General features: G+C 62.4%; 25 protein-coding genes. 14 read left to right on the top strand and 11 right to left on the bottom strand.

From position 1 onward, the window contains the following. Positions 1–26 precede the first annotated feature (26 nt). The 7 genes from LB533_RS22475 to LB533_RS22445 form a co-directional block, all read right to left on the bottom strand. Positions 27–830 (bottom strand): DUF72 domain-containing protein, encoded by an 804-nt coding sequence (locus tag LB533_RS22475; protein WP_224678246.1) that lies wholly within the window; start codon positions 828–830, stop codon positions 27–29. Between the two features lie 42 nt (positions 831–872). Next, a complete protein-coding gene (locus tag LB533_RS22470; protein ID WP_224678245.1) occupies positions 873–1,343 on the bottom strand; it encodes a GNAT family N-acetyltransferase in 471 nt (156 codons plus the stop codon). Positions 1,344–1,371: 28 nt separating this feature from the next. Next, positions 1,372–4,293, bottom strand: a complete 2,922-nt coding sequence (gene uvrA, locus LB533_RS22465; protein WP_140638249.1) for an excinuclease ABC subunit UvrA — start codon at positions 4,291–4,293, stop codon at positions 1,372–1,374. A 708-nt stretch (positions 4,294–5,001) separates the two neighbouring features. After that, positions 5,002–5,283, bottom strand: a complete 282-nt coding sequence (locus tag LB533_RS22460; protein ID WP_140638326.1) for a hypothetical protein — start codon at positions 5,281–5,283, stop codon at positions 5,002–5,004. A gap of 101 nt (positions 5,284–5,384) precedes the next feature. Continuing rightward, a complete protein-coding gene (locus LB533_RS22455) occupies positions 5,385–5,990 on the bottom strand; it encodes an ATP-dependent Clp protease proteolytic subunit (protein ID WP_140498846.1) in 606 nt (201 codons plus the stop codon). Between the two features lie 31 nt (positions 5,991–6,021). Then, positions 6,022–6,525 (bottom strand): SRPBCC family protein, encoded by a 504-nt coding sequence (locus LB533_RS22450; protein WP_140638248.1) that lies wholly within the window; start codon positions 6,523–6,525, stop codon positions 6,022–6,024. Next, positions 6,522–6,836, bottom strand: coding sequence for an ArsR/SmtB family transcription factor (locus LB533_RS22445; RefSeq protein ID WP_140638247.1), 315 nt, complete (start codon positions 6,834–6,836; stop codon positions 6,522–6,524). The genes LB533_RS22450 and LB533_RS22445 overlap by 4 nt, the downstream gene beginning before the upstream one ends. A 236-nt stretch (positions 6,837–7,072) precedes the next feature. Between LB533_RS22445 and LB533_RS22440 the strand changes: the two genes are divergently transcribed. Together LB533_RS22440 and LB533_RS22435 are read left to right on the top strand one after the other, a co-directional pair. Further along, positions 7,073–7,585, top strand: a complete 513-nt coding sequence (locus tag LB533_RS22440; protein WP_140638246.1) for a single-stranded DNA-binding protein — start codon at positions 7,073–7,075, stop codon at positions 7,583–7,585. Between the two features lie 79 nt (positions 7,586–7,664). Further along, complete coding sequence (locus LB533_RS22435; protein ID WP_140638245.1) at positions 7,665–8,090, top strand: OsmC family protein; 426 nt, start codon at positions 7,665–7,667, stop codon at positions 8,088–8,090. A 5-nt stretch (positions 8,091–8,095) separates the two neighbouring features. Here LB533_RS22435 and LB533_RS22430 read toward each other — a convergent pair whose 3' ends face one another. Further along, on the bottom strand, positions 8,096–8,725 hold the full coding sequence (locus LB533_RS22430) for a MarC family protein (protein ID WP_140498833.1): 630 nt from the start codon (positions 8,723–8,725) through the stop codon (positions 8,096–8,098). A 173-nt stretch (positions 8,726–8,898) separates the two neighbouring features. After that, positions 8,899–9,435, bottom strand: a complete 537-nt coding sequence (locus LB533_RS22425) for a hypothetical protein (RefSeq protein WP_140638244.1) — start codon at positions 9,433–9,435, stop codon at positions 8,899–8,901. Positions 9,436–9,521: 86 nt separating this feature from the next. Here LB533_RS22425 and LB533_RS22420 point away from each other — a divergent pair, with 86 nt between their 5' ends. Both LB533_RS22420 and gyrA read left to right on the top strand, forming a co-directional pair. Further along, positions 9,522–10,352 (top strand): helix-turn-helix transcriptional regulator, encoded by an 831-nt coding sequence (locus LB533_RS22420; RefSeq protein ID WP_140638243.1) that lies wholly within the window; start codon positions 9,522–9,524, stop codon positions 10,350–10,352. Positions 10,353–10,535: 183 nt separating this feature from the next. Then, entirely contained in the window at positions 10,536–13,334 is a 2,799-nt protein-coding gene (gene gyrA / locus LB533_RS22415; protein WP_140498829.1) for a DNA gyrase subunit A, read from the top strand. A gap of 68 nt (positions 13,335–13,402) precedes the next feature. Here gyrA and LB533_RS22410 read toward each other — a convergent pair whose 3' ends face one another. Continuing rightward, positions 13,403–13,555, bottom strand: coding sequence for a hypothetical protein (locus tag LB533_RS22410; protein ID WP_140498827.1), 153 nt, complete (start codon positions 13,553–13,555; stop codon positions 13,403–13,405). A gap of 194 nt (positions 13,556–13,749) precedes the next feature. Here LB533_RS22410 and coaD point away from each other — a divergent pair, with 194 nt between their 5' ends. The 8 genes from coaD (at position 13,750) to LB533_RS22370 (ending at position 19,302) form a co-directional block, all read left to right on the top strand. Further along, complete coding sequence (coaD, locus tag LB533_RS22405) at positions 13,750–14,250, top strand: pantetheine-phosphate adenylyltransferase (protein WP_140638242.1); 501 nt, start codon at positions 13,750–13,752, stop codon at positions 14,248–14,250. Between the two features lie 110 nt (positions 14,251–14,360). Next, positions 14,361–14,855 carry a peptidylprolyl isomerase gene (locus tag LB533_RS22400; RefSeq protein WP_224557239.1) on the top strand — a complete coding sequence of 165 codons (495 nt, stop codon included), beginning with the start codon at positions 14,361–14,363 and terminating at the stop codon, positions 14,853–14,855. A gap of 27 nt (positions 14,856–14,882) precedes the next feature. Beyond that, the gene (locus LB533_RS22395) at positions 14,883–15,395 is read left to right on the top strand and encodes a peptidylprolyl isomerase (RefSeq protein WP_140638240.1); all 513 of its coding nucleotides are present in this window, start codon (positions 14,883–14,885) and stop codon (positions 15,393–15,395) included. A gap of 12 nt (positions 15,396–15,407) precedes the next feature. After that, on the top strand, positions 15,408–15,857 hold the full coding sequence (locus tag LB533_RS22390; protein WP_140515312.1) for a DMT family transporter: 450 nt from the start codon (positions 15,408–15,410) through the stop codon (positions 15,855–15,857). Then, positions 15,857–16,945 carry a tRNA preQ1(34) S-adenosylmethionine ribosyltransferase-isomerase QueA gene (gene queA, locus LB533_RS22385; RefSeq protein ID WP_140638239.1) on the top strand — a complete coding sequence of 363 codons (1,089 nt, stop codon included), beginning with the start codon at positions 15,857–15,859 and terminating at the stop codon, positions 16,943–16,945. Before LB533_RS22390 ends, queA begins: the two co-directional genes overlap by 1 nt. Beyond that, the gene (locus LB533_RS22380) at positions 16,935–17,204 is read left to right on the top strand and encodes a hypothetical protein (RefSeq protein ID WP_140638238.1); all 270 of its coding nucleotides are present in this window, start codon (positions 16,935–16,937) and stop codon (positions 17,202–17,204) included. Before queA ends, LB533_RS22380 begins: the two co-directional genes overlap by 11 nt. Further along, positions 17,197–18,327: a tRNA guanosine(34) transglycosylase Tgt gene (gene tgt, locus LB533_RS22375; protein ID WP_140638237.1), complete on the top strand. Its 1,131-nt coding sequence runs from the start codon at positions 17,197–17,199 to the stop codon at positions 18,325–18,327. The genes LB533_RS22380 and tgt overlap by 8 nt, the downstream gene beginning before the upstream one ends. Before the next feature lie 210 nt (positions 18,328–18,537). Beyond that, positions 18,538–19,302 (top strand): DUF4145 domain-containing protein, encoded by a 765-nt coding sequence (locus LB533_RS22370; protein ID WP_140638236.1) that lies wholly within the window; start codon positions 18,538–18,540, stop codon positions 19,300–19,302. Positions 19,303–19,330: 28 nt separating this feature from the next. Here LB533_RS22370 and LB533_RS22365 read toward each other — a convergent pair whose 3' ends face one another. Further along, positions 19,331–19,750: a DUF4864 domain-containing protein gene (locus tag LB533_RS22365; RefSeq protein ID WP_140638235.1), complete on the bottom strand. Its 420-nt coding sequence runs from the start codon at positions 19,748–19,750 to the stop codon at positions 19,331–19,333. 216 nt (positions 19,751–19,966) lie between these two features. Between LB533_RS22365 and LB533_RS22360 the strand changes: the two genes are divergently transcribed. Next, entirely contained in the window at positions 19,967–20,203 is a 237-nt protein-coding gene (locus LB533_RS22360) for an Lrp/AsnC family transcriptional regulator (protein WP_010909609.1), read from the top strand. Positions 20,204–20,375: 172 nt separating this feature from the next. Beyond that, entirely contained in the window at positions 20,376–21,788 is a 1,413-nt protein-coding gene (locus tag LB533_RS22355) for a circularly permuted type 2 ATP-grasp protein (RefSeq protein WP_181169266.1), read from the top strand. Positions 21,789–21,874: the final 86 nt, after the last annotated feature.

Below are 21,874 nucleotides of genomic sequence, written 5' to 3'. Positions count from 1 at the left end.
CCAGTGGGCCGTCTGCGCAGAGTTTCTCAGGCGACCCGCTTCATAAGTGCCATGGCGCCGAAGGGCGCGCGCACCTTGCCCTCGGTGATGAAGTAGACGAACACGTCGCGCGGTTGCACCGGCGCGTCGGTGGCAGGGTCGGCGCGCCGCAAATCGGCCGGCTGCTTGCCTTCCGCCCAGACCTTGGTCCGCGCCGCCCATTCATCGAGGCCTTTTGGCGTGTAGGAGTCCGGATTGTCATCCGAGCCGGTCTGCAGCCGCGCATAGATGAAATCGCCGGTGATATCGGCGATATCAGGATATTTTGCGTGATCGGCATAGACGATGGCCGCCCTGTATTTGCGCGCGAGCGCCGGGAATTCCGGCACGATGAAACTGTCGTTGCGGACTTCGAGGGCGTGGCGCAGCGCGACACCGTCCTGCTTTTCGGGCAGAAGTTTCAGAAAGGCCTCGAAATCGTCCGGATCGAATTTCTTGGTCGGCGCGAACTGCCACAGGATCGGCCCTAGCTTGTCGCCGAGCGCGGCAACGCCGGAGCCGAGGAAGCGCATCATCGATTCGCCGGCTTCGCCAAGCACGCGGCGGTTGGTGACGAAGCGGTTGCCCTTCAGCGAGTAGACGAAACCGTCGGGGGCCTCATTGGCCCATTTGACGAAGGTCGGTTCCTTGAAGCTGGAATAGTAGGTGCCGTTGACCTCGATGCTCGGTACCTGCCGGCTGGCGTATTGCAACTGCTTGGCCTTGGGGAGTTTTTCCGGGTAGAAGGACGTGTCCCACGGCTCGAAGGTCCAGCCCCCCATCCCGGCGCGGATTGTTCCCGATTTGCTCATTGTCGTCCTCCCGTTTCAGAAATCTGGCCGCGTTCAGAAAAATCAGGCCGTCGTGACCTCGTCGACCGGCTTGGCCATGTCGACGAGCATCCATCCTGGCCGGTAAGGATTGGGGCGGCGACCCGTTTCGCGATAGCCATAGGCGAGATAGAGCGCGATGTTGCGCTCCATTTTCGCATTGGTGTAGAGCCGCACCTCCGGCACGCCCCACAGGCGCGCCTGCTGATCCGCATGTTTCAGCAGCGCGATGCCGAAGCCCTTGCCCTGAAATCCTGGCGCCACGGCGACGGAGAAGATCATCGCGTGGTCTTCATGCCGCTCCAGTGTGAGCACTCCGGCAACTTCGTCCCCGCTCTCCAGCAGCCAGACCTCGCCGCGTTCGATGCGCGGCGCATAGTCTTCCGTGACTGGGATCGGCGGCGCGCCGAGCAGCAAGGTGTAGGGCGCGTAGGCATCCGTGGTCAGAGTTATGACGGCGGTGACATCCGGGGCAAGGGCTTTCCTGATCTTCATTCCGGAGATTCCCAACGCCAGCCCGCCATCACTCCGCTGCTTCGCGCTTGCCTCCGGGGCGTCGTTCCAGCAATTCCTTGAGGAACTGGCCGGTGTAGCTGCGTTTTTCGCGCACGATCGCTTCCGGAGTGCCGGAGGCGACCAGCTCGCCGCCGCCATCGCCACCCTCGGGGCCGAGGTCGAGCACCCAGTCGGCGGTCTTGATCACTTCGAGATTGTGCTCGATCACCACCACCGTGTTGCCCTGGTCGACCAGTTCGTGCAGCACTTCCAGCAGCTTGGCGACATCGTGGAAGTGCAGGCCGGTGGTCGGCTCGTCGAGGATATAGAGCGTCTTGCCGGTCGCCTTGCGCGACAGCTCCTTGGCGAGTTTTATCCGCTGCGCCTCGCCGCCCGACAACGTGGTTGCCTGCTGGCCGATATGGATGTAGCCGAGGCCGACCTGCTTCAGCGTGTCGAGCTTGTCGCGCACGCCGGGCACGGCGGCGAAGAAGTCGACGCCTTCCTCGACGGTCATGTCGAGCACGTCGGCGATCGACTTGCCCTTGAACAGCACGTCCAGCGTCTCTCTGTTATACCGCTTGCCGTGGCAGACGTCGCAGGTGACGTAGACGTCGGGCAGGAAGTGCATCTCGATCTTGATGACGCCGTCGCCCTGGCAGGCCTCGCAACGGCCGCCCTTGACGTTGAACGAAAAGCGTCCCGGCTGATAGCCGCGCGCCTTGGCTTCCGGCAGGCCCGCGAACCAGTCGCGGATCGGCGTGAAGGCGCCGGTATAGGTGGCGGGGTTGGAGCGCGGGGTCCGTCCGATCGGCGACTGGTCGATGTCGATGACCTTGTCGAGGAATTCCAGGCCCTCGATGCGGTCGTGCTCGGCCGGATGTTCGCGCGAGCCCATGATGCGGCGCGAGGCCGCCTTGAACAGTGTCTCGATCAGGAAGGTCGACTTGCCGCCGCCCGATACGCCTGTGACGGCGGTGAAGGTGCCGAGCGGAATTTCGGCGGTGACATTCTTCAGATTGTTGCCGCGTGCGCCGACCACTTTCAGGCGGCGGTTCTTCTTCGCCTCGCGGCGAACCGCTGGTGTCGCCACTTCGAGTTCGCCCGAAAGGTATTTGCCGGTGATCGAATTGGGGTTGGCCATCACCTGCTGCGGCGTGCCCTGGGCAATGATTTCACCGCCATGGATGCCGGCGGCCGGACCGATGTCGACGACGTAGTCGGCATGCAGGATGGCGTCCTCGTCATGCTCGACCACGATGACCGTGTTGCCGATGTCGCGCAGGTGCTTCAGCGTGTCGAGCAGGCGCGCATTGTCTCGCTGGTGCAGGCCGATCGACGGTTCGTCCAGCACGTAGAGCACGCCGGTGAGGCCGGAGCCGATCTGCGATGCCAGCCGGATGCGCTGGCTCTCGCCGCCCGACAGCGTGCCGGAATTGCGCGACAAAGTGAGATAGTCGAGGCCGACGTCGTTGAGGAAGCGCAGCCGCTCGCGGATTTCCTTGAGCACGCGCACGGCGATCTCGTTCTGCTTGTCGTTGAGCTGCGCCGGCAGATCGGTGAACCATTGGTCGGCCTTGCGGATCGACTGTTCGGTCACTTCGCCGATGTGCTTGCCGGCGATCTTCACCGCCAGCGCTTCCGGCTTCAGCCTGTAGCCACGACAGGCCGGGCAGGGGGTGGCCGACATGAAGCGCTCGATCTCCTCGCGCATCCACGCGGATTCGGTCTCTTTCCAGCGCCGCTCGAGGTTGGGGATGACGCCCTCGAAGGTCTTGGTCGTTTTGTAGGAGCGCAGGCCGTCATCATACTGGAAGGTGATCTCGCGCTCGCCTGTGCCGCGCAGGATGGCCTCCTGGGCTTCCCCGGTCAAATCCTTGAACTTGTCACCGAGCTTGAAGCCGTAAGCCTTGCCCAGCGCCTCCAGCGTCTGCACGTAGTAGGGCGAAGTCGATTTCGCCCATGGGCTGACGGCGCCGTCGCGCAGCGAGACGTTCTCGTCGGGGACGACCAGATTGGGATCGATGGCGCGCTGGCTGCCCAGCCCGTCGCAGGTCGGGCAGGCGCCGAACGGGTTGTTGAACGAGAACAGCCTGGGCTCGATCTCGGGAATGGTGAAGCCGGAGACCGGACAGGCGAATTTTTCCGAGAACAGGATGCGCTCATGCGTCTCGTTCTTCGACTTGTTGACCGAATCCTCGCCGGTCTGACTGGCATCGAGCGGCTTGTCGGCGAACTCCGCCACCGCCAGCCCCTCGGCGAGCTTCAGCGCGGTCTCCATGGAATCGGCAAGGCGCGTTGCGAGGTCGCCGCGCACGACGATACGATCCACGACCACGTCGATGTCGTGCTTGTACTTCTTGTCGAGTGCCGGCACATCAGCGATCTCGTAGAAGACGCCGTCGACCTTGACGCGCTGAAATCCTTTTTTCTGCAGCTCGAGCAATTCCTTGCGGTACTCGCCTTTGCGGCCGCGCACGATCGGCGCCAGGATGAACAGGCGCGTGCCTTCCTCGACCGCCAGCACACGATCGACCATCTGCGACACCGTCTGGCTCTCGATCGGCAGCCCGGTGGCCGGCGAATAGGGTACGCCGACGCGCGCGAATAGAAGCCGCATGTAGTCGTATATCTCGGTGACGGTGCCGACCGTCGAGCGCGGGTTCTTCGAGGTGGTCTTCTGCTCGATGGAGATGGCCGGCGACAGGCCGTCGATCTGGTCGACATCCGGCTTCTGCATCATTTCGAGGAATTGCCGCGCATAGGCCGACAGGCTCTCGACATAGCGGCGCTGGCCTTCGGCGTAGATGGTGTCGAAGGCAAGCGACGATTTGCCGGAGCCCGACAGGCCGGTCATGACGATCAGACTGTCACGCGGCAAGTCGAGATCGATATTCTTCAGATTGTGTTCGCGCGCCCCGCGAATGGAAAGATATTTATGGTCGGCCATTGCCGGTCGCCGCCTCAGATCTGGAATTTGTGGGATCGGCGGGTTTTCCCCGGCCGTCCCCTATGTAGGTATTTTTGCCGCCGCGTCGAGAGACGCCGCAATTCTCGACCAAGTCGTTTAACCGTCTTTCGCGCGAAGGGGCAAGCGGAAAGAACAAAGGCCGAACACGCTCCTGACAAAAGCGGTGGAGCAGGCGGCGTGGTCCCATCAGCGGATATGTCGTTCGATCACATTTTTCCCGTTCGGCCATCGAGCGGTTGACGTCCCCGGCTGAGGGGAGCAGACTCCATACGTCAACGAAGCCGGCTGTCTTTCGATGGCCTCGCCGCCCAAAGGCCGACTGCGAGACGCCGCGGGCTAACGCGATCAGTGCTTCTGACGACGATTGTCGCAATGGACACAGGAGTGGAGCATGACGCCACCGGACAGTCCCTTGAGGCTCCAGCAGTGATTGGAGCCGCGGCAGGCACAAATGCCAGGGAGACGCAAGCGCCTTCCGATGTGACCCTGCCGGATGCACCAAAATCAGAGACTACTGGTCGGATCGTCGGCTGAACGCCGCGAAGCATCCGAAATCGAAAGCCGGTAAAACATTCCCGGCGAAAGATTGGATTATAGATCCAGAAAAGCCCCGCCCGTTTGCTAGAAGCACGGCGGGGCTGCTCTTTTGGCGGAACGCGCAGGTACTGACGGCCCGCGACATGTCAGCTACCGCGGCGGTTTGATCCCGCCGGCGCCGATGTCGACCGTGATGCTGCCGGAAATCCTGACATCGGTATCACCGATCTTGAACTGGCCGTTGCCATTGGCGGGGAAGGCGTCATCGGGCTCGGGCTGCGGGGCCGGCTTGGCGATACGATAATCGCCGGCCACACCGGGCAGGCTGCCTTTCTGGCTGTCGCCGGCAAGGGCGCCGCCGGCCAGCATGAGCACTCCGGCCACGATGGTGACGGCAAGACGCTGGGGTCGGAATGAGCGGCAGTCGATCATCGGCCGGTTATAGCGTCGCCCCGTCGAGGTGGCCAGACCGGCGGTCATCAAATCGCCGGACGGCGGGGCCGTCGCGGCTCAATTCATCGTGCTTGTGCCGGTCACGCCGCCTTTTTGCGGGTGTCGTAGACATGATCGACGAGACCCCAGGCCTTCGCTTCCTCGGCGGTCATGAAATAGTCCCGGTCGAGCGTGCGCTCGACCTCTTCATAGGTGCGGCCGCAATGACGCGCATAGAGTTCGGTCATCTGCCGCTTGGTGCGCAGGATGCCTTCGGCGTGACGCTGGATGTCCGATGCCTGACCCTGGAAGCCGCCCAGCGGCTGGTGCAGGACGAGGCTGGCGTTGGGCAGCGCGATGCGCCGTCCCGGCGTGCCAGCCATCAGCAGGAACGAAGCCATCGAGGCAGCAAAGCCCATGCACACCGTCGACACCGGACAGCTGACATATTGCATCGTGTCGTAGATGGCGAAGCCGCTGGTCACCACGCCGCCAGGCGAGTTGATGTAAAGCGAGATCTCCTTGTCGGGATTATCCGATTCCAGCGACAGAAGCTGGGCGCAGACCAGCGCCGACATGCCGTCGTTGATCTCGCCGTTGATGAAGACGATACGCTCGCGCAGCAGCCGCGAGAAAATGTCGAAGGCGCGCTCGCCGCGGCTCGACTGCTCGATCACCATCGGCACCAGATTGGCAAAACCGGTCATCGTCTCTCTCCGTTTTTCATGTGTCGGCCGGTCAAGCGGCGCGCTGCAGAAGGCAAGGTGAATTGGCGGCGGGGCGGCGGCCGGAGGCGCTCGCAGCGAATGAAAGCCGGCAGCCGGCGCCTGCCATGGTCACCATGGGCCTGGCGGCGGATGTCGCCGCACGGGCAAAGCCTTCATGGATAATATGCAGATGCGTGCCGCCCGAAACGGTGCGGGCGAGCGTGAAGGTGACGATGCTGTCGAGCGGGTCCCGTTCCTCGTCCGGCCGCGGCTGTTCCCGCCAGGAGTAGCGAAGCCTTTTTCCGGGCTCGGCATCGAGGATCTCGCATTCGATCGGCGCATCCGGCCCGGCAAAGGCGAAATTGCTGCCGATCTCAGGATTGATGTCGTTGGGCATCATCCAGGCCGCAAGCAATTCGGGCACGGTCAGCGCCCGCCATACCTTTTCCGGCGGCTCGGGAAGATCGCACTCGAACTCGATCGCGTCGGGAGCGGTCCGCGCATGGCTTTCGTCGGTCACTGATGCGTGCGTCATTGGTCCATGTCCTTGAGAACCGCCTTCAGTTTTTCGATGCGCTCGGGCCAGAACGTCCGGTAGCGTTCGATCCAGCCGAGCAGCGGATCGAGCCCTTGCGGATCGGCGCGGTAATAGGCGTTGCGGCCCGCCCGCCGTTCGACCACCAGGCCTGCGCCGCGCAACACGGCCAGGTGCTGCGACACAGCCGGCTGCGACACCGTCATGCCGGTGCGCAGTTGCGACACCGTCATCTCGCTGGTGGCGAGGCGTTCATAGACGGCGCGTCGGGTGGGATCCGCCAGCGCCCGGAAAATTTCCGCTTCGATCATGATGAAAGCATAAGTCGATACTTATCGATTTGGCAAGCGGTCTTTTGCGGCCCATATGAAAGGAAGCTGGCGGCTCCGGCATTGCTGCCAATCCTTGACAATGAGCGGCGATGCATATAGGAACGAAAAGAGAACAAAAACCTTGTGGGAAAAGGCAGCCGCAGCAGGCAACGGGTGTGCGCAACCTGTAAGGTGCTGCGACAAAAATTTGTTTCGGACGAGCGCGGAGAAGTGTCATGGCGGGTAGCGTCAATAAGGTCATTCTGGTCGGCAATCTCGGGGCGGATCCGGAGATCCGCCGCCTGAATTCGGGCGAGCCGGTCGTCAACATCCGCATCGCAACATCGGAAAGCTGGCGCGACAAGAATTCCGGCGAGCGCAAGGAAAAGACCGAGTGGCACAATGTCGTCATCTTCAATGAGGGCATCGCCAAGGTTGCCGAGCAGTATCTGAAGAAGGGCATGAAGGTTTATGTCGAGGGCCAGTTGCAGACACGCAAATGGCAAGACCAGACCGGTGCCGACAAATACACGACGGAAGTCGTGCTGCAGAGATTCCGCGGCGAGCTGCAGATGCTCGACGCGCGCGGCCAGGGCGAGGGCGGCCAGGTCGGCGGTTATTCCGGCGGCGGCAGCCGTGGTTCCGATTTCGGCCAGTCCGGCCCGAACGAAGGCTTCAATCGTGGCGGCGGCGGTTCCAAGGGCGGCGGCGGTTCTTCGCGCGAGCTGGACGACGAAATCCCGTTCTGAGAAAAAACGGATTGGCATTATTCCTTGACCGCCGCGCGGCGCGTGGCGGTCTGTTGATTCCAGCGGAGAGGCACATTCAGTGAAAGCACGGGTAAAATGGGTGGAGGAGCGCACCTTCGTCGGCGAGTCCGGCAGTGGCCACAAACTGGTGCTTGGAACCGCGTTCGGCCCTGAAGGCAGGACGCCGGGGCCGAGCCCGATGGAGCTGGTGCTGATCGGCACGGGCGGCTGCTCAGCTTATGACGTGGTCCATATCCTCGAAAAGGGGCGCGAGGCGATCGAGGACTGCGTAGTCGAGCTCGATTCCGACCGGGCAGAAACCGACCCCAGGGTTTTCACCCGCATCCACATGCATTTCATCGTCAAGGGCCGGGCGCTGTCGCGCGACAAGGTCAAACGGGCGATCGATCTCTCGATCGAAAAATACTGTTCGGCTTCTGCCATGATGGCCAAGACCGCCGCGATCACCCACGATTTCGAAATTATCGACACGACGGCAAAATAAGCGGCCTATGAGGCCATCAGCGCCTTGATGCCATCGGCCACGAACTGCACGGCAAGCGCTGCCAGGATGACGCCGAGCAGGCGGGTCAGGATCGAACGGCCGGTCTGGCCGAGGATGCGGTCTATGCGCTCCGACAGCACGAACACCAGATAGGTGATGGCAAGGCAGACGAAGATGATGCCGACCAGTGCCGCCTGGGCGCCAAAACCCTGAAACGAGCCGGAAAGCAGGACGGTCGCCGAAATCGCACCGGGACCGGCGATCAGCGGAATCGCCAGCGGGAAGGCGGCGATGTTGTGGATCATGTCCTTGGTGATGGCGACGTCGCCGATCTTCTCCTTGCGGTCCTGCCGGCGCTCGAACACCATTTCGAAAGCGATGAAGAACAAGAGGAACCCGCCGGCGACGCGGAAGGCCGGCAGCGTGATGCCGAACACCGACAGGATCGAGGCGCCGGCAACCGCGAACAGCGCCATCACCAGGAAGCCGATGACCGAGGCGCGGACCGAGACCTGCTGGCGCTCCTCGCGGTTCATGCCGCGCGTTATCGCCAGAAACAGCGGCGCCAGCCCCGGCGGGTCGATGGTCACCAGAATGGTGACGAAGGCGTTGAACAGGCTGTCGAAACTCGGCATTTCTCACCCCTCCCGCCGGGCCGAGCCCGCATCCCGACATTGGTAGAGCAAAGCAGGGACGGAGGAAACCGGCCGGGGAGAGGCGGCTCGCGAACTCTGCGAAGGCCGGCTGGGCCGAGGGAGACGCGAAAGAACGCTAGGGAATGCCTGAGTTTGCGTTGCGGCTTGCTTGATCAGGTACGGTCAGAGCGCCGCGCCAGGAACTCCACTTCGAGCCGCCATGTCGCGCCATTGTCGTGCGAGCGCTCGCCGAGCCAGCGGAAGGAATTTTCCGTGATCCGTGAAAAGCTCCAACGTACCGAGGAACCGGTGCCGTCGGCGCCCACTTGGACAATCGTGTCGCCTTCGGCGCGGCCGAGCTGGCGGCTGTAATACTGGTTGCGCGGATCGCTCCAGAAAATATGCCAGGCGTTTGCGCCGGGATCATAGACGCGCAAGGTTGTGCCATAAAAGGTCCATTGGCCGAGAGAGGGCGAGGGGCCGGCATCGCGCGCGGGCAGGATCCAGACGTCCTGGATCGCGCGGCCTTCCAGCACCCAGCCGAAATGCACTTCGCCGCGTCCGGTCAGCACGGTGCCGTCTTCCAGATGACGGTTGGCATCGAAAGTCCAGGCGCCGACGAAGCGGCCGTAGAGATCCAAATTCTCGGCAAGACGGGGGGCGGGCCCGTCGCTGTGCAGGACTTCGGCAAAGGAGGGGTAGTCGGTCATGACTGTGCCTTCATGCTGTCAGGAGACTGCGAGCGATAGGCCGACGCAGGGTTTTTCGCTTGGGAAAAATTGCTATCTTTCGGGCCATGACGACGAGTGACAGGATCATTGCCTCGGGGCCAGGCTGGCAGGTGTCGGACGTGGTGTGCACGGCGGGCGCCGACGACCGACCGTTCGAGGAAGAGCACCGGACATTCTGCATCGCCGCGGTGACCGGTGGCACCTTCCGCTATCGCAGCAGCCAAGGCACCGCGATGCTCGCGCCAGGCGCTGTCCTGCTTGGCAATCCCGGGACATGCTACGAATGCGGCCACGAGCACGGCGCCGGCGACCGCTGCCTCTCCTTTCATTTCAGTCCAGCCTATATGGAACGGATCGTGGAGGGCGTACCGGGCGCCAGAACGTTGGCTTTCGAGGCGCCGCGCCTGCCGCCCTTGCCGGCGCTGATGCCGCTGCTGGCCGAAGCGGAGGCCGCGCGCGATGTGGCCGAAACCGCTGCTTTCGAGGAACTCGGCTTGCGCATTGCCGGCGCAGCAGTCGCCGCAGGCTCAGGGCACACCAAGAAGACGCGGACACCCAGCCGCCGGGATCAGAAACGGGTCGCAGAGGCGGTTCGGCGTATCGAGATCGATGCCGATCAGCCACTTTCGCTGGCCGTGCTGGCCCGGGAGACGGCGACCAGTCCGTATCATTTCCTGCGCACATTCCGGCAGATTGCCGGGATGACCCCCTACCGGTTTCTGCTGAGGACCAGGCTGCACCGGGCAGCAGTGCGGCTCCACGCTTCGGACAAGGCGATCTCGACGATCGCCTTCGAGGCGGGCTTCAACGACCTGTCAACTTTCAATCGCCGCTTCCGGCGTGAAATGGGGGAGACACCCGGCAGCTATCGCGCCCGTCGCGCGGGCCGCCGCTAACACGAGATGGCGGGCCTTTGCGTCGATGGCTCCGAAAAGCATCTCGGCCATATCGTCGCAATCACCGGTATCCTTTTGAAATCACCGCCAAAATCGACACTGGAAAAGTGCCGTCGACATTGGAGTTTCGGCCGCGCTTCCTATATATACGGCAAGTGATTCCTGTTTAGATTGTGATCCGATTTGACCGACCAAAAAACACCGCGCGGCGCCGACGGCGGCCCCACCGGCATCGAGCCGATTTCGATTATCGAGGAGATGCAGCGCTCCTATCTCGATTACGCCATGAGCGTGATCGTCAGCCGCGCGCTGCCCGACGTGCGCGATGGCCTGAAGCCGGTGCATCGCCGCATTCTCTTCGCCGCGCATGAGAGCGGCTATCACTGGAACCGCAAATATGTGAAGTCGGCGCGCCCGGTCGCCGACGTGATGGGTAAATACCATCCGCATGGCGACGCCTCTATCTATGACGCCTTGGTGCGAATGGCGCAGGACTGGTCGCTGCGCGTGCCGCTCATCGACGGGCAAGGCAATTTCGGCTCGATCGACGGCGATCCGCCGGCGGCCATGCGCTACACCGAGTCGCGGCTGACCAAGGTCGCGCATGAACTGCTGGAGGATATCGACAAGGATACGGTCGATTTCCAGGACACTTACGATGCTTCCGGCAGCGAGCCGAAGGTTCTGCCGGCGCGCTTTCCCAATCTGCTGGTCAATGGCTCGGGCGGCATCGCCGTCGGTATGGCCACCAACATCCCGCCGCACAATCTGGGCGAAGTCTGCAACGCCGCGATCGCGATTATCGACAATCCGGCCATCGACCTGCCGGCGCTGATGGAAATCATTCCGGGGCCGGATTTCCCGACCGGCGGCATCGTGCTCGGGCGCTCCGGCATCTACAGCGCCTATTCGACCGGCCGCGGCTCTATCGTGATGCGCGGCAAGGTCAACATCGAGGCCCGCGGCAATGACCGCGAATCGATCATCATCACCGAGGTTCCCTACCAGGTGAACAAGTCGTCGATGATCGAGAAGATGGCCGAACTGGTGCGCGACAAGCGCATCGAGGGCATTTCCGACATTCGCGACGAGAGCGACCGCCAGGGCTATCGGGTCGTCGTCGAGCTGAAGCGCGATGCGGTGGCCGACGTCATCCTCAACCAGCTCTATCGCTTCACGCCGCTGCAAACCTCATTCGGCGCCAATATGGTGGCGCTGAATGGCGGCAAGCCCGAACTGCTGACGCTGACCGACATGCTGAGGGCATTCGTGTCCTTCCGCGAGGAGGTGGTCACCCGGCGCACGAAGTTCCTGCTGCGCAAGGCGCGCGACCGGGCCCACGTGCTGGTCGGCCTCGCAATCGCCGTCGCCAACATCGATGAAGTGATAAAGCTGATCCGCACCGCGCCGGATCCGCAGACCGCGCGCGAGCAGTTGATGGAGCGGCGCTGGCCGTCCGGCGACGTCGAATCGCTGATCCTCCTGATCGACGACCCGCGCCACCGCATCAACGAGGACGGCACCTACAATCTGTCCGAGGAACAGGCGCGCGCGATCCTGGAGTTGCGCCTGCAGCGCCTGACGGCGCTTGGCCGTGACGAAATCGCCGACGAGTTGAACACGATCGGCGCCGAGATCGTCGATTATCTCGATATCCTGTCGTCCCGCGCCCGCGTCCAGCAGATCGTCAAGGACGAGCTCGCGGCCGTGCGCGACGAGTTCGGCACGCCGCGCCGCACCGAGCTGAGCGAAGGCGGCGCGGACATGGAAGACGAGGACCTGATTCAGCGCGAGGACATGGTCGTGACGGTGAGCCATTCCGGCTACATCAAGCGCGTGCCATTGTCGCTCTACCGGGCGCAACGCCGCGGCGGCAAGGGTCGCTCGGGCATGTCGACCAAGGAAGAGGATTTCGTCACCCGCCTGTTCGTGGCCAACACCCACACGCCGGTGCTGTTCTTCTCTTCGCGCGGCATCGTCTACAAGGAGAAGGTCTGGCGCCTGCCGATCGGGAATCCGCAGTCGCGCGGCAAGGCGCTGATTAACATGCTGCCGCTGGAGCAGGGCGAGCGCATCACCACAATCATGCCGTTGCCGGAAGATGAGACGAGCTGGGGCGAGCTCGACGTGATGTTCGCCACCACGCGCGGCACGGTGCGGCGCAACAAGCTCTCCGACTTCGTCCAGGTCAACCGTAACGGCAAGATCGCCATGAAGCTGGAGGAGGAGGGCGACGAGATTCTCGGCGTCGAGACCTGCACCGACAATGACGACGTGCTTCTGACCGCCAGCTCCGGCCAGTGCATCCGCTTTTCCGTCGGCGACGTGCGCGTCTTCCAGAGCCGCAACTCGGTCGGCGTGCGCGGCATCGCCATGGCCGAAACGGATCGCGTCATTTCGATGGCCGTCATCGAGCATGTCGATGCGCCGCCGGCTGAACGCGCCGCCTATCTGAAGCGCGTGGTGGCCGAACGGCGCCTGGCCGCCGGCATCCCGGCAGGCGAGGAGGAAGAGATCGCGTTGACCAACGAAGAGGTCGGCGAGGAGGCGGAGCTGTCAGACGAGCGCTATGAGTTCCTCAAGGCGCATGAGCAGTTCGTGCTGACGGTGACGGAATACGGCTACGGCAAGCGCTCATCGTCCTATGATTTCCGTCTGACCGGACGCGGCGGCAAGGGCATTCGGGCCACCGACGTGTCGAAGACGGCCGAGATCGGCAGGCTGGTGGCGACCTTCCCGGTCGGCAATGACGACCAGATCATGCTGGTGTCCGACGGCGGTACCGTCATCCGGGTGCCGGTCAATGGCATTCGCTTCGCCAGCCGCGCCACCAAGGGCGTGACCATTTTCAACACGGCGGAAGGCGAGAAAGTGGTTTCGGTCGAGCGGATTTCCGAGCCGCAATCGGACGAGGAAGAAATCGTCGAGGTTGGTGCCGAGATCGATCCGGCGGCGGATGCCGGCCCGGATGATGCGCAATAAGTCTGGCTTGGCCCAGACATGGCAACGCCGGCCAATCGGCCGGCGCATCGCAACAAATTCAGGCTAATTCAATAGTGACGGTGGGGCTTGCGGGGGCCGAACCCTTCGAAGCGTTTGGCGTTGGTCTTGATGCGGACGCGCTGGGCCTCCTGATGCAGCCCGAATACAGTGGCGATCAGCATGGCGACGGTCATTGCAGTGGCGAGCATGTAGATCAGCATGTGCGTATTCTCCTGCGCTCTACAACGCTTAGATGGGACTTTGGTTTCATCTTCTTAAAGGGGCAAGGTAGTGAACGCTGCGTGAAGCGTTCGTGATCGGCGCATTCATCTGTCGTTCATCCCTGCAAAAAGGTTCAAGGGGATCGCATCAATGAGATTTGCCTTCCGTCCGCGCGCCCGTTAGAAGCACCGGCATGACCGAACGAATTGCCCTTTATGCCGGCTCTTTCGACCCGTTGACGAACGGCCATCTCGACGTGCTGAAGGCGTCGCTGGCCGTGGCCGATATCGTCTATGCGGCGATCGGCATTCATCCCGGCAAGAAGCCGCTGTTTTCGTTCGAGGAACGGGTCGGACTGATCGAGGCCGCGACCAAGGCCGAATTCGGCCGCGATGGCGCGCGCATCAAGGTGGTCGCCTTCGATGGGCTGGTCATCGACGCCGCCAGGAAACAGGGCGCCTCGATCATGATCCGCGGCCTGCGCGACGGTACCGATCTGGACTACGAGATGCAGATGGCCGGCATGAACGAAACGATGGCGCCGGAGCTGCAGACGGTGTTTCTGCCCGCCAGCCCCTCGGTCAGAACCATTACCGCCACACTTGTGCGCCAGATTGCGTCGATGGGCGGCGACATCCGCCCCTTCGTGCCGGCCGCCGTTGCCGGTGCGCTCACCGCTAAATTCGCAAAATAGGTTTCTCGGAGAAGACCATGCAGCTGAAAAAGCTCGCCTCGTTCCTCGTCGTGCTTGCCGGCCTCGTGACCGCATCGGTCTCGGCCTATGCCGCCGACCCGGAAAACACCATGATCATAACGTTGAAGGACGGCGACGTGACCATTGCGCTGCGTCCCGATCTCGCGCCCAAGCATGTCGCGCAGATCAAGAAGCTGGTGCGTGAGCATGCCTATGACAACGTCGCCTTTCACCGCGTCATCGACGGCTTCATGGCGCAGACAGGCGACGTCAAATTCGGCAACATGAACAAGGGCTTCAACGCCCAGGCTGTCGGTACCGGCGGCTCCAACCTGCCGGACCTGCCGGCGGAATTCTCGCAGACCGAGCACTACAAGCGCGGCGTGGTCGGCATGGCACGCTCGCAGGATCCGAACTCCGCGAACTCGCAGTTCTTTATCATGTTCGCGCCGGCGCCGCCGCTCGACGGCCAGTACACCATCGTGGGCAATGTCGTCAGCGGCATGGAACTGGTGGACCACATCAAGAAGGGCGACGAGGCCGACAACGGCACGGTCACCGATCCCGACCGGATGATCAAGGTTCGTATCGCCGCCGACAAATAGTTCTGTTTTTTGAAAAGGATATCAGACATGGCCGACATCAAGGACCGCGAAAACGCGCTCATCATGGAAACGACCAAGGGCAAGGTCGTCATCGAAATGCTTCCCGACCTGGCGCCCGGCCATGTCGCCCGCATCAAGGAACTGGCCCGCGAAGGGGCCTATGACGGCGTGGTCTTCCACCGCGTCATCGAGGGCTTCATGGCGCAGACCGGCGACGTCAAGTTCGGCAATTCGAGCAAGCCCTCTTTCGCGCCTTCTCGCGCTGGCATGGGCGGTTCCGACAAGCCGGATCTCAAGGCCGAATTCTCCAATGCCAACCACGGCCGCGGCACCTGCTCGATGGCGCGCTCGCAGAATCCGAACTCGGCCAATTCGCAGTTCTTCATCTGCTTCGACGATGCAGCCTTCCTCAATCGCCAGTACACGGTCTGGGGCCAGGTCATCGAAGGCATGGACAATATCGACAAGATCAAGCGCGGCGAGCCGGTGCAGGATCCCGACAAGATCGTGTCGCTGAAGGTCGCGGCCGACGTCAAGTAAGGCGACAGGACAATGATGGGCGTCGTCTGGTCGCTTCTCGGCATCCTGTCGGGCGCCTTCATCGCCATTCAGGCGCCGATCAATTCGCAGTTGGCGCGCGGCCTGGGGCTCCCGGTCGCGGCGGCTGCGTTTTCGTTCCTGTCGGGAGCCATCGTGCTCGGCATCATTGCCGTCGCGGTGGTGAGACTGCAAGGCATCTCGCTCGACTGGAAGGCGCCCGCGCCCTGGCTGTTCATCGCCGGCGGCATGCTGGGCGGCTTCTACGTCACGCTGTCCACCATCCTGACGCCACGCATCGGCGCCGCCGCCCTGATGGCGTTCCTGGTGGCGGGCCAGTTGCTGGCGGGCATGCTGATCGACCGCGTCGGGTTCCTCGGCGTCGCGGTTCGCGAAATCTCGCTCGGCCGCGTGGCCGGCGCGGTGCTGCTTCTGGCCGGGGCGCTGCTTATCAGGCTCTTCTGATGCGTGTCGATCTGTTCGATTTCGACCTGCCGGAAGAGCGTATCGCGCTTCGCCCGGCAGAGCCGCGCGACAGCGCAAAGATGCTGGTGGTCAGGCCGGGCGAGGGGTTTTCGGACCGGGCGGTCCGCGACCTGCCTTCCCTGCTCCGGCCCGGCGACGTGCTGGTCTTCAACGATACCAAGGTCATCCCGGCGCAACTCAAAGGTATCAGGCGGCGCGGCGAGGCGGCGGCGCAGGTCGAAGCCACATTGCACATGCGGATGGCGCCTGACCGCTGGCTGGCCTTCATGCGGCCGGGCAAGCGCGTTGCCGTCGGCGACCGTATCCATTTCGGCCATGACGGCAATTCGTGCTTCCTCGGCCAGCTTGACGCCACGGTGATCGAAAAGGGCGAGGCGGGCGAGGCGCTGCTCGGCTTCGACCTGTCGGGCCCTTTCCTCGACGAGGCGCTGCATGCGGTCGGCCACATCCCACTGCCGCCCTATATCGCCTCGAAGCGCGACGACGACGAGCGCGACCGGGCCGACTACCAGACCATCTATGCCCGGGAGGAAGGCGCCGTCGCAGCACCGACGGCGGGCCTGCATTTCACGCCGGAGCTGTTCGCCGCGCTCGACGCCAAGGGCATCGAGCGCCGCTTCGTCACCTTGCATGTCGGCGCCGGCACGTTCCTGCCGGTTAAGGCGGACGACACCGCCGATCACAAGATGCATGCGGAGATCGGCTCGGTCAGCGAGGCAACTGCCGACGCGTTGAATGCAGCGAAGGCGCGGGGCGGGCGCATCATTGCCGTCGGTACGACCTCGCTGCGCCTGCTGGAAAGCGCCGCGCGAGAGGATGGTATGCTCGCTGCCTGGTCCGGGCCGACCGACATCTTCATCACGCCCGGCTACCGTTTTCGCACCGCCGACATGCTGATGACCAATTTCCATCTGCCGCGTTCGACGCTGTTCATGCTGGTTTCGGCCTTCAGCAGCCTCGAGACGATGCGCGCCGCCTATGCGCATGCCATTGAGCACGATTACAGATTCTACTCCTACGGAGATGCAAGCCTGCTGTATCGAGCGGAGATGAGCGATGGACGATGACCTCGACAGGCTGGACCGCGACAGTTTGATCGCCGAAGTCAAAAAATTGCGCGCCGGCATTCGCCAGCATCGCGATGCATCGGGGCACGATCTTTGCTGGCATCATCCCGATTTGTGGGACCTGCTGCCCGAGAAGATCGATCCGGCAATCGCCGTGCCGCCCTGGCCAAAATTCATGCGCGGCTGCATCCACTACCGCCAGTCGCTGGACGAACAGGCTCCGGACGCACCGGCACACGACAAGGAATTCAATGGCTGAGACGTTCACCTTCAAGGTGCTGGCGACCGAAGGCAAGGCGCGGCGCGGCTTGATCAGCATGCCGCGCGGCGAAATCCGCACGCCGGCGTTCATGCCGGTCGGCACCGGCGGCACGGTCAAGACGATGTACATGGATCAGGTGCGCGGCGTCGGCGCCGATATCATCCTGGGCAATACCTACCATTTGATGCTGCGGCCCGGCGCCGAACGCGTGGCGAAGCTTGGCGGTCTGCACGAATTCGCCCGCTGGCCGCATCCGATCCTGACCGACAGCGGTGGCTTTCAGGTCATGTCGCTGTCGAAGCTTCGGAAATTGACCGAAAGGGGTGTCACCTTCCGCTCACATATCGACGGCGCGCCTTACGAAATGTCGCCGGAGCGTTCGATTGAGATTCAAGGATTGCTCGATTCAGACATCCAGATGCAGCTTGACGAATGCACGGCGCTGCCGGCGGAGCGCAAGGAAATCGAGCGCGCCATGGAATTGTCGCTGCGCTGGGCCGAACGCTGCAAGGCGGCGTTCGGCGAGCAGCCGGGAAAGGCGATGTTCGGCATCGTGCAAGGCGGCGACAAGGCCGATTTGCGGGTGCGTTCGGCACAGGCCCTGGCTGCGATGGACCTGAAAGGCTACGCCGTTGGCGGCCTGGCCGTCGGCGAGCCGCAGGCGGTGATGCTCGAGATGCTCGACATCACCTGCCCGGAACTGCCGGCGGATAAACCACGCTATCTCATGGGTGTCGGAACGCCGGACGACATCCTGAAATCGGTGGCGCGCGGCATTGACATGTTCGACTGCGTGATGCCGACCCGGGCCGGCCGGCATGGGCTTGCCTATACCAGGCGCGGCAAGGTCAATCTGCGCAACGCCCGCCATGCCGACGATCCGCGCCCGCTCGACGAGGAGAGCGACTGCCCGGCGGCGCGCGACTATTCCCGCGCCTACCTGCATCATCTGGTGCGCTCGCAGGAGGCGCTCGGCGCAATGCTTTTGACCTGGAACAATCTTTCCTATTACCAAAAGCTGATGCAGGACATCCGGGCTGCGGTCGAAACCAGCACGTTCGAGGCGCGTGGGGCCGAGATCACAGAAGGCTGGGCCAAGGGCGACATTCCGGCCATTTGAAAAGGATTATAGAGCCTTACCCTCTCCCTGCTTGCTTGCGGCTCTGATGACCATGGGCTCACGATCCGCACTTTTGAATAAGCCGGCTCCGGTCGCAGATGTGGATCAAGGGGCGGAAGTGGGACGAGGTCAAGGCCGCGAATCAAATTTGGTATAACTAGATCATTTCGCCAGCAGCCCCTACTCAGGGTGTAGTGGACGCTCTAATGATTGGATATTGGTTTCTACAAATGTTTGGCGCTGCAAATGATGGAAGAAGACCCTTTCCAATCGAAAATTGATGCACTGCGGATCGCGCTCGAAATCCCAAAGCTGTATTTCAGGAAGGCGATCAGGCCCGAAGGTCGCTGCCCACATTGCTCAACCCCCAATCCAACGTTCGACCAATGGTGGATCACTCATGGTGTTGTGAAGAACGAGCTTGGTGGAAAATCCTACGTTTGGGGTGTCTATTTCTGCACGGCTTGTGGCGGCGCAATTCTGGCGAGAGGCAAGGCAGGTGAGGAAAGCGATTCAGGACCGATTGTTCAGCTCATCCCGGAAGCTAGATCTGCGCACGAAGACATTCCGCCAATCGCCCGCACCTTTCTCCAGCAGGCCATGGACACCTTGCATGCTCCAGACGCTTCGGCCGTTATGGCTGGATCGGCCGTTGACGCGATGCTGAAGGAACTGGGGTACGAGGACGGAAGTGTCTACACCCGGATTAACAGGGCTGTTGCGGACCATAGGCTGACGGAGAGCATGGGGGCGTGGGCGCATTCGGTGAGGCTTGGGGCGAACAATCCTCGACACGCCGATAAAGATAAACCCCACATCCTACCGGCTGAAGCTGTCCAGTCAGTGGAGTTTGCGGAGGCTCTTGGCAATTTCCTTTTCGTGCTGACGAAACGTATCGAACGCGGCAAAAAAGCCGCGGAGGACGCCTCCAACCCGCAACCAGGTACTTCTGGGCTATCTCAAGTAGAAGGGTAAGCTTGGCTCGGGTAAACGTCTATCGTTCTCAGGTGCTCAGCGAATTCGATGCGCGCAGGCTGCAGCCGGTGATCTGGAACGCGCCATCCGGCTGTTGCTGCAGCGTATAGACCGCCTCGTAGTCCTTGCCGTCGGGGCCGACGATCAGCACCTGCTGGATGATCGAGGTCGGGCCCGTCTCCTCGACCTTGCCGAACGAGTAGCTCTGCGGGTTGCGCACCGGCGCGTAGCCATTGGTCACCATGTTCATGAAGGTTTCGACTGTGGGAAAAATCTGTTTCACATTCGGAGCAGCGAAACTGTAGGCGCTGGCACCATCGTCAGCGATGAAAGCCTTGAGCTGGCCGTCGATGGCCGCTTGTGCCGCCTTGATCTCGGCCTCGCCGGCAAATGCCGACGATGCCAGGAAGAGGGGAACGAATGCGAGTGCGCAAAGCGTGCGGCGCATGGTCTGTCTCCCTTGTCTCGGGACCCTCTCAAAATGCGATTGAGGAGGTATGATAACATACGCTTGGCGGCGCTTCATGGTTTCAGCGATGGCGAACATTCGTCTCGCATCGGCGTTTTGCTCGCGCGCGGGCAGCCTGAGCCTTGATTCCGGCGCTTGAAAGCCCGGCTCCAGTCTGCCAGAAGAGCCGCTTGTGCGTATGAGCAGGACGGAGCCATGAAGGCGTTTTTCGTGCAGATCAAATGCGAGCTGGGCAAGTCCTATGAGGTTGCCAGCGCGCTTGCCGATGCCGAGATCGCCTCGGAAATCTACTCCACCGCCGGAAACTACGATCTGCTCGCCAAGTTCTATGTCGACGACGAGGAGGATGTCGGCCACTTCGTCAACGAGAAGGTGCAGATTCTCCCCGGCATAAAGGACACGTTCACCGTCGTCACCTTCCGGGCCTTTTAGCTGTTGTCCTCGCCTGCCCGGGCACGAGGCAAAGTGTGATCAAGGTCATATTCCTGCTGCCTTGATTTTAGGCAGTTGCGATATACTGGCTGGTTCGCATCCCTCAAATCACCGATTGCGCTTGATTTTCTCCGGCGGCGCCAGTGAAATGGCGTCACAGGGGAGTATGCGATTGGCAGCGTTCGATGAAATGCTTCCGGAGGTCTCCGGACTTAGAAGACCGTATTCGGCTTACGATCGCTGGCTGAAAGAGCAGGACCCGGCCAGGCTCACCGAGAAAATGCAGGACGCCGAACGCGTCTTCCGCAAAACCGGCATCACCTTCGCCGTCTATGGCGAGCAGGAAGCCTCCGAGCGGCTTATCCCCTTCGACATCGTTCCGCGCATCATTTCTGGCAATGAGTGGCGCCGCCTCACGCAAGGCATCGAGCAGCGCGTGCAGGCGCTGAACGCCTTTCTCGACGATATCTATCACCGCCAGGAAATCCTGCGGGCCGGACGCGTTCCCCGCGACCTGATCGCCAGGAACGAAGCCTTCCTGCCCGAGATGATCGGGGTCAGGCCGCCCGCCGGCGTCTACACCCACATCATCGGCGTCGACATCGTGCGCATCAGCGAAAACGAGTTCTACGTGCTGGAGGACAATGCGCGCACCCCATCGGGCGTTTCCTACATGCTGGAAAACCGCGAGACGATGATGCAGCTCTTCCCCGAGCTGTTCCAACAGATCAAGGTGCGGCCGGTGGAGAACTATCCGCAGCTTTTGCGCCAGTCGCTGGCGGCGGTGCGGCCGCAGAACGCCAAGGGCACGCCGACCATCGCCGTGCTGACGCCCGGCAGCTACAACTCCGCCTATTTCGAACATGCCTTCCTGGCCGATCAGATGGGCGTGCAACTGGTCGAGGGGCAGGATTTGCGCGTGGTGGACGGTCATGTCGCGATGCGCACGACCGAAGGCTACAAGCAGATCGACGTGCTCTATCGCCGGGTCGACGATGCCTTCCTCGATCCGCTGACCTTCCGTCCAGATTCCGCGCTTGGTGTGCCCGGCATCATGGATGTCTACCGGGCCGGCAACATCACGATCGCCAATGCGCCGGGAACCGGCATCGCCGACGACAAGGCGATCTATTCCTACATGCCCGAAATCGTCGAGTTCTACACCGGCCGCAAGGCGATCCTTGGCAATATCCCGACCTGGCGCTGTTCGGAGCCGGACAGCCTGAAGTACGTGCTCGAACACATCGATGAGTTGGTGATCAAGGAAGTGCACGGTTCCGGCGGCTACGGCATGCTGGTCGGACCGGCGGCGACCAGGAAGGAATGCCAGGACTTTGCCACGAAGCTGCAGGCCAAGCCGTCCAATTACATCGCCCAGCCGACGCTGGCGCTCTCGACCTGTCCGATCCTGACCGAAAAGGGCCTGTCGCCACGCCATGTCGATCTGAGGCCCTATGTGCTGGTCTCCGACCGCATCCAGATCGTGCCGGGCGGGCTGACGCGCGTCGCGCTCAAGGAGGGCTCTCTGGTGGTCAATTCCTCCCAAGGCGGCGGCACGAAGGATACCTGGGTGCTGGATGATTGAGATGAGTGAGTAGGGAATAGTCAGTAGGCAGTACAGGGGACGGGAAATGCCATATTCCATTGAGATTCAATTGCTTACTATTCGCT

This window comes from Mesorhizobium sp. BR1-1-13, from assembly GCF_020165515.1.
GTDB lineage: Bacteria > Pseudomonadota > Alphaproteobacteria > Rhizobiales > Rhizobiaceae > Mesorhizobium.
The sequence above is the reverse complement of the archived record's forward strand: the minus strand, read 5'-3'. Positions and strand labels throughout refer to the sequence as shown.

Bases quoted from the DNA above. Each gene is read 5' to 3' on its own strand.
- LB533_RS22365 (WP_140638235.1), bottom strand. From the start codon at position 19,750: ATGCGCCGCACGCTTTGCGCACTCGCATTCGTTCCCCTCTTCCTGGCA.
- LB533_RS22360 (WP_010909609.1), top strand. From the start codon at position 19,967: ATGAAGGCGTTTTTCGTGCAGATCAAATGCGAGCTGGGCAAGTCCTAT.
- LB533_RS22475 (WP_224678246.1), bottom strand. From the start codon at position 830: ATGAGCAAATCGGGAACAATCCGCGCCGGGATGGGGGGCTGGACCTTC.
- LB533_RS22425 (WP_140638244.1), bottom strand. From the start codon at position 9,435: ATGACCGACTACCCCTCCTTTGCCGAAGTCCTGCACAGCGACGGGCCC.
- LB533_RS22395 (WP_140638240.1), top strand. From the start codon at position 14,883: ATGGCCGACATCAAGGACCGCGAAAACGCGCTCATCATGGAAACGACC.
- tgt (WP_140638237.1), top strand. From the start codon at position 17,197: ATGGCTGAGACGTTCACCTTCAAGGTGCTGGCGACCGAAGGCAAGGCG.
- LB533_RS22420 (WP_140638243.1), top strand. From the start codon at position 9,522: ATGACGACGAGTGACAGGATCATTGCCTCGGGGCCAGGCTGGCAGGTG.
- LB533_RS22455 (WP_140498846.1), bottom strand. From the start codon at position 5,990: ATGACCGGTTTTGCCAATCTGGTGCCGATGGTGATCGAGCAGTCGAGC.
- LB533_RS22450 (WP_140638248.1), bottom strand. From the start codon at position 6,525: ATGACGCACGCATCAGTGACCGACGAAAGCCATGCGCGGACCGCTCCC.
- LB533_RS22460 (WP_140638326.1), bottom strand. From the start codon at position 5,283: ATGATCGACTGCCGCTCATTCCGACCCCAGCGTCTTGCCGTCACCATC.
- uvrA (WP_140638249.1), bottom strand. From the start codon at position 4,293: ATGGCCGACCATAAATATCTTTCCATTCGCGGGGCGCGCGAACACAAT.
- LB533_RS22380 (WP_140638238.1), top strand. From the start codon at position 16,935: ATGGACGATGACCTCGACAGGCTGGACCGCGACAGTTTGATCGCCGAA.
- LB533_RS22410 (WP_140498827.1), bottom strand. From the start codon at position 13,555: ATGCTGATCTACATGCTCGCCACTGCAATGACCGTCGCCATGCTGATC.
- LB533_RS22390 (WP_140515312.1), top strand. From the start codon at position 15,408: ATGATGGGCGTCGTCTGGTCGCTTCTCGGCATCCTGTCGGGCGCCTTC.
- coaD (WP_140638242.1), top strand. From the start codon at position 13,750: ATGACCGAACGAATTGCCCTTTATGCCGGCTCTTTCGACCCGTTGACG.
- LB533_RS22445 (WP_140638247.1), bottom strand. From the start codon at position 6,836: ATGATCGAAGCGGAAATTTTCCGGGCGCTGGCGGATCCCACCCGACGC.
- LB533_RS22400 (WP_224557239.1), top strand. From the start codon at position 14,361: ATGATCATAACGTTGAAGGACGGCGACGTGACCATTGCGCTGCGTCCC.
- LB533_RS22430 (WP_140498833.1), bottom strand. From the start codon at position 8,725: ATGCCGAGTTTCGACAGCCTGTTCAACGCCTTCGTCACCATTCTGGTG.
- LB533_RS22470 (WP_224678245.1), bottom strand. From the start codon at position 1,343: ATGAAGATCAGGAAAGCCCTTGCCCCGGATGTCACCGCCGTCATAACT.
- LB533_RS22440 (WP_140638246.1), top strand. From the start codon at position 7,073: ATGGCGGGTAGCGTCAATAAGGTCATTCTGGTCGGCAATCTCGGGGCG.
- queA (WP_140638239.1), top strand. From the start codon at position 15,857: ATGCGTGTCGATCTGTTCGATTTCGACCTGCCGGAAGAGCGTATCGCG.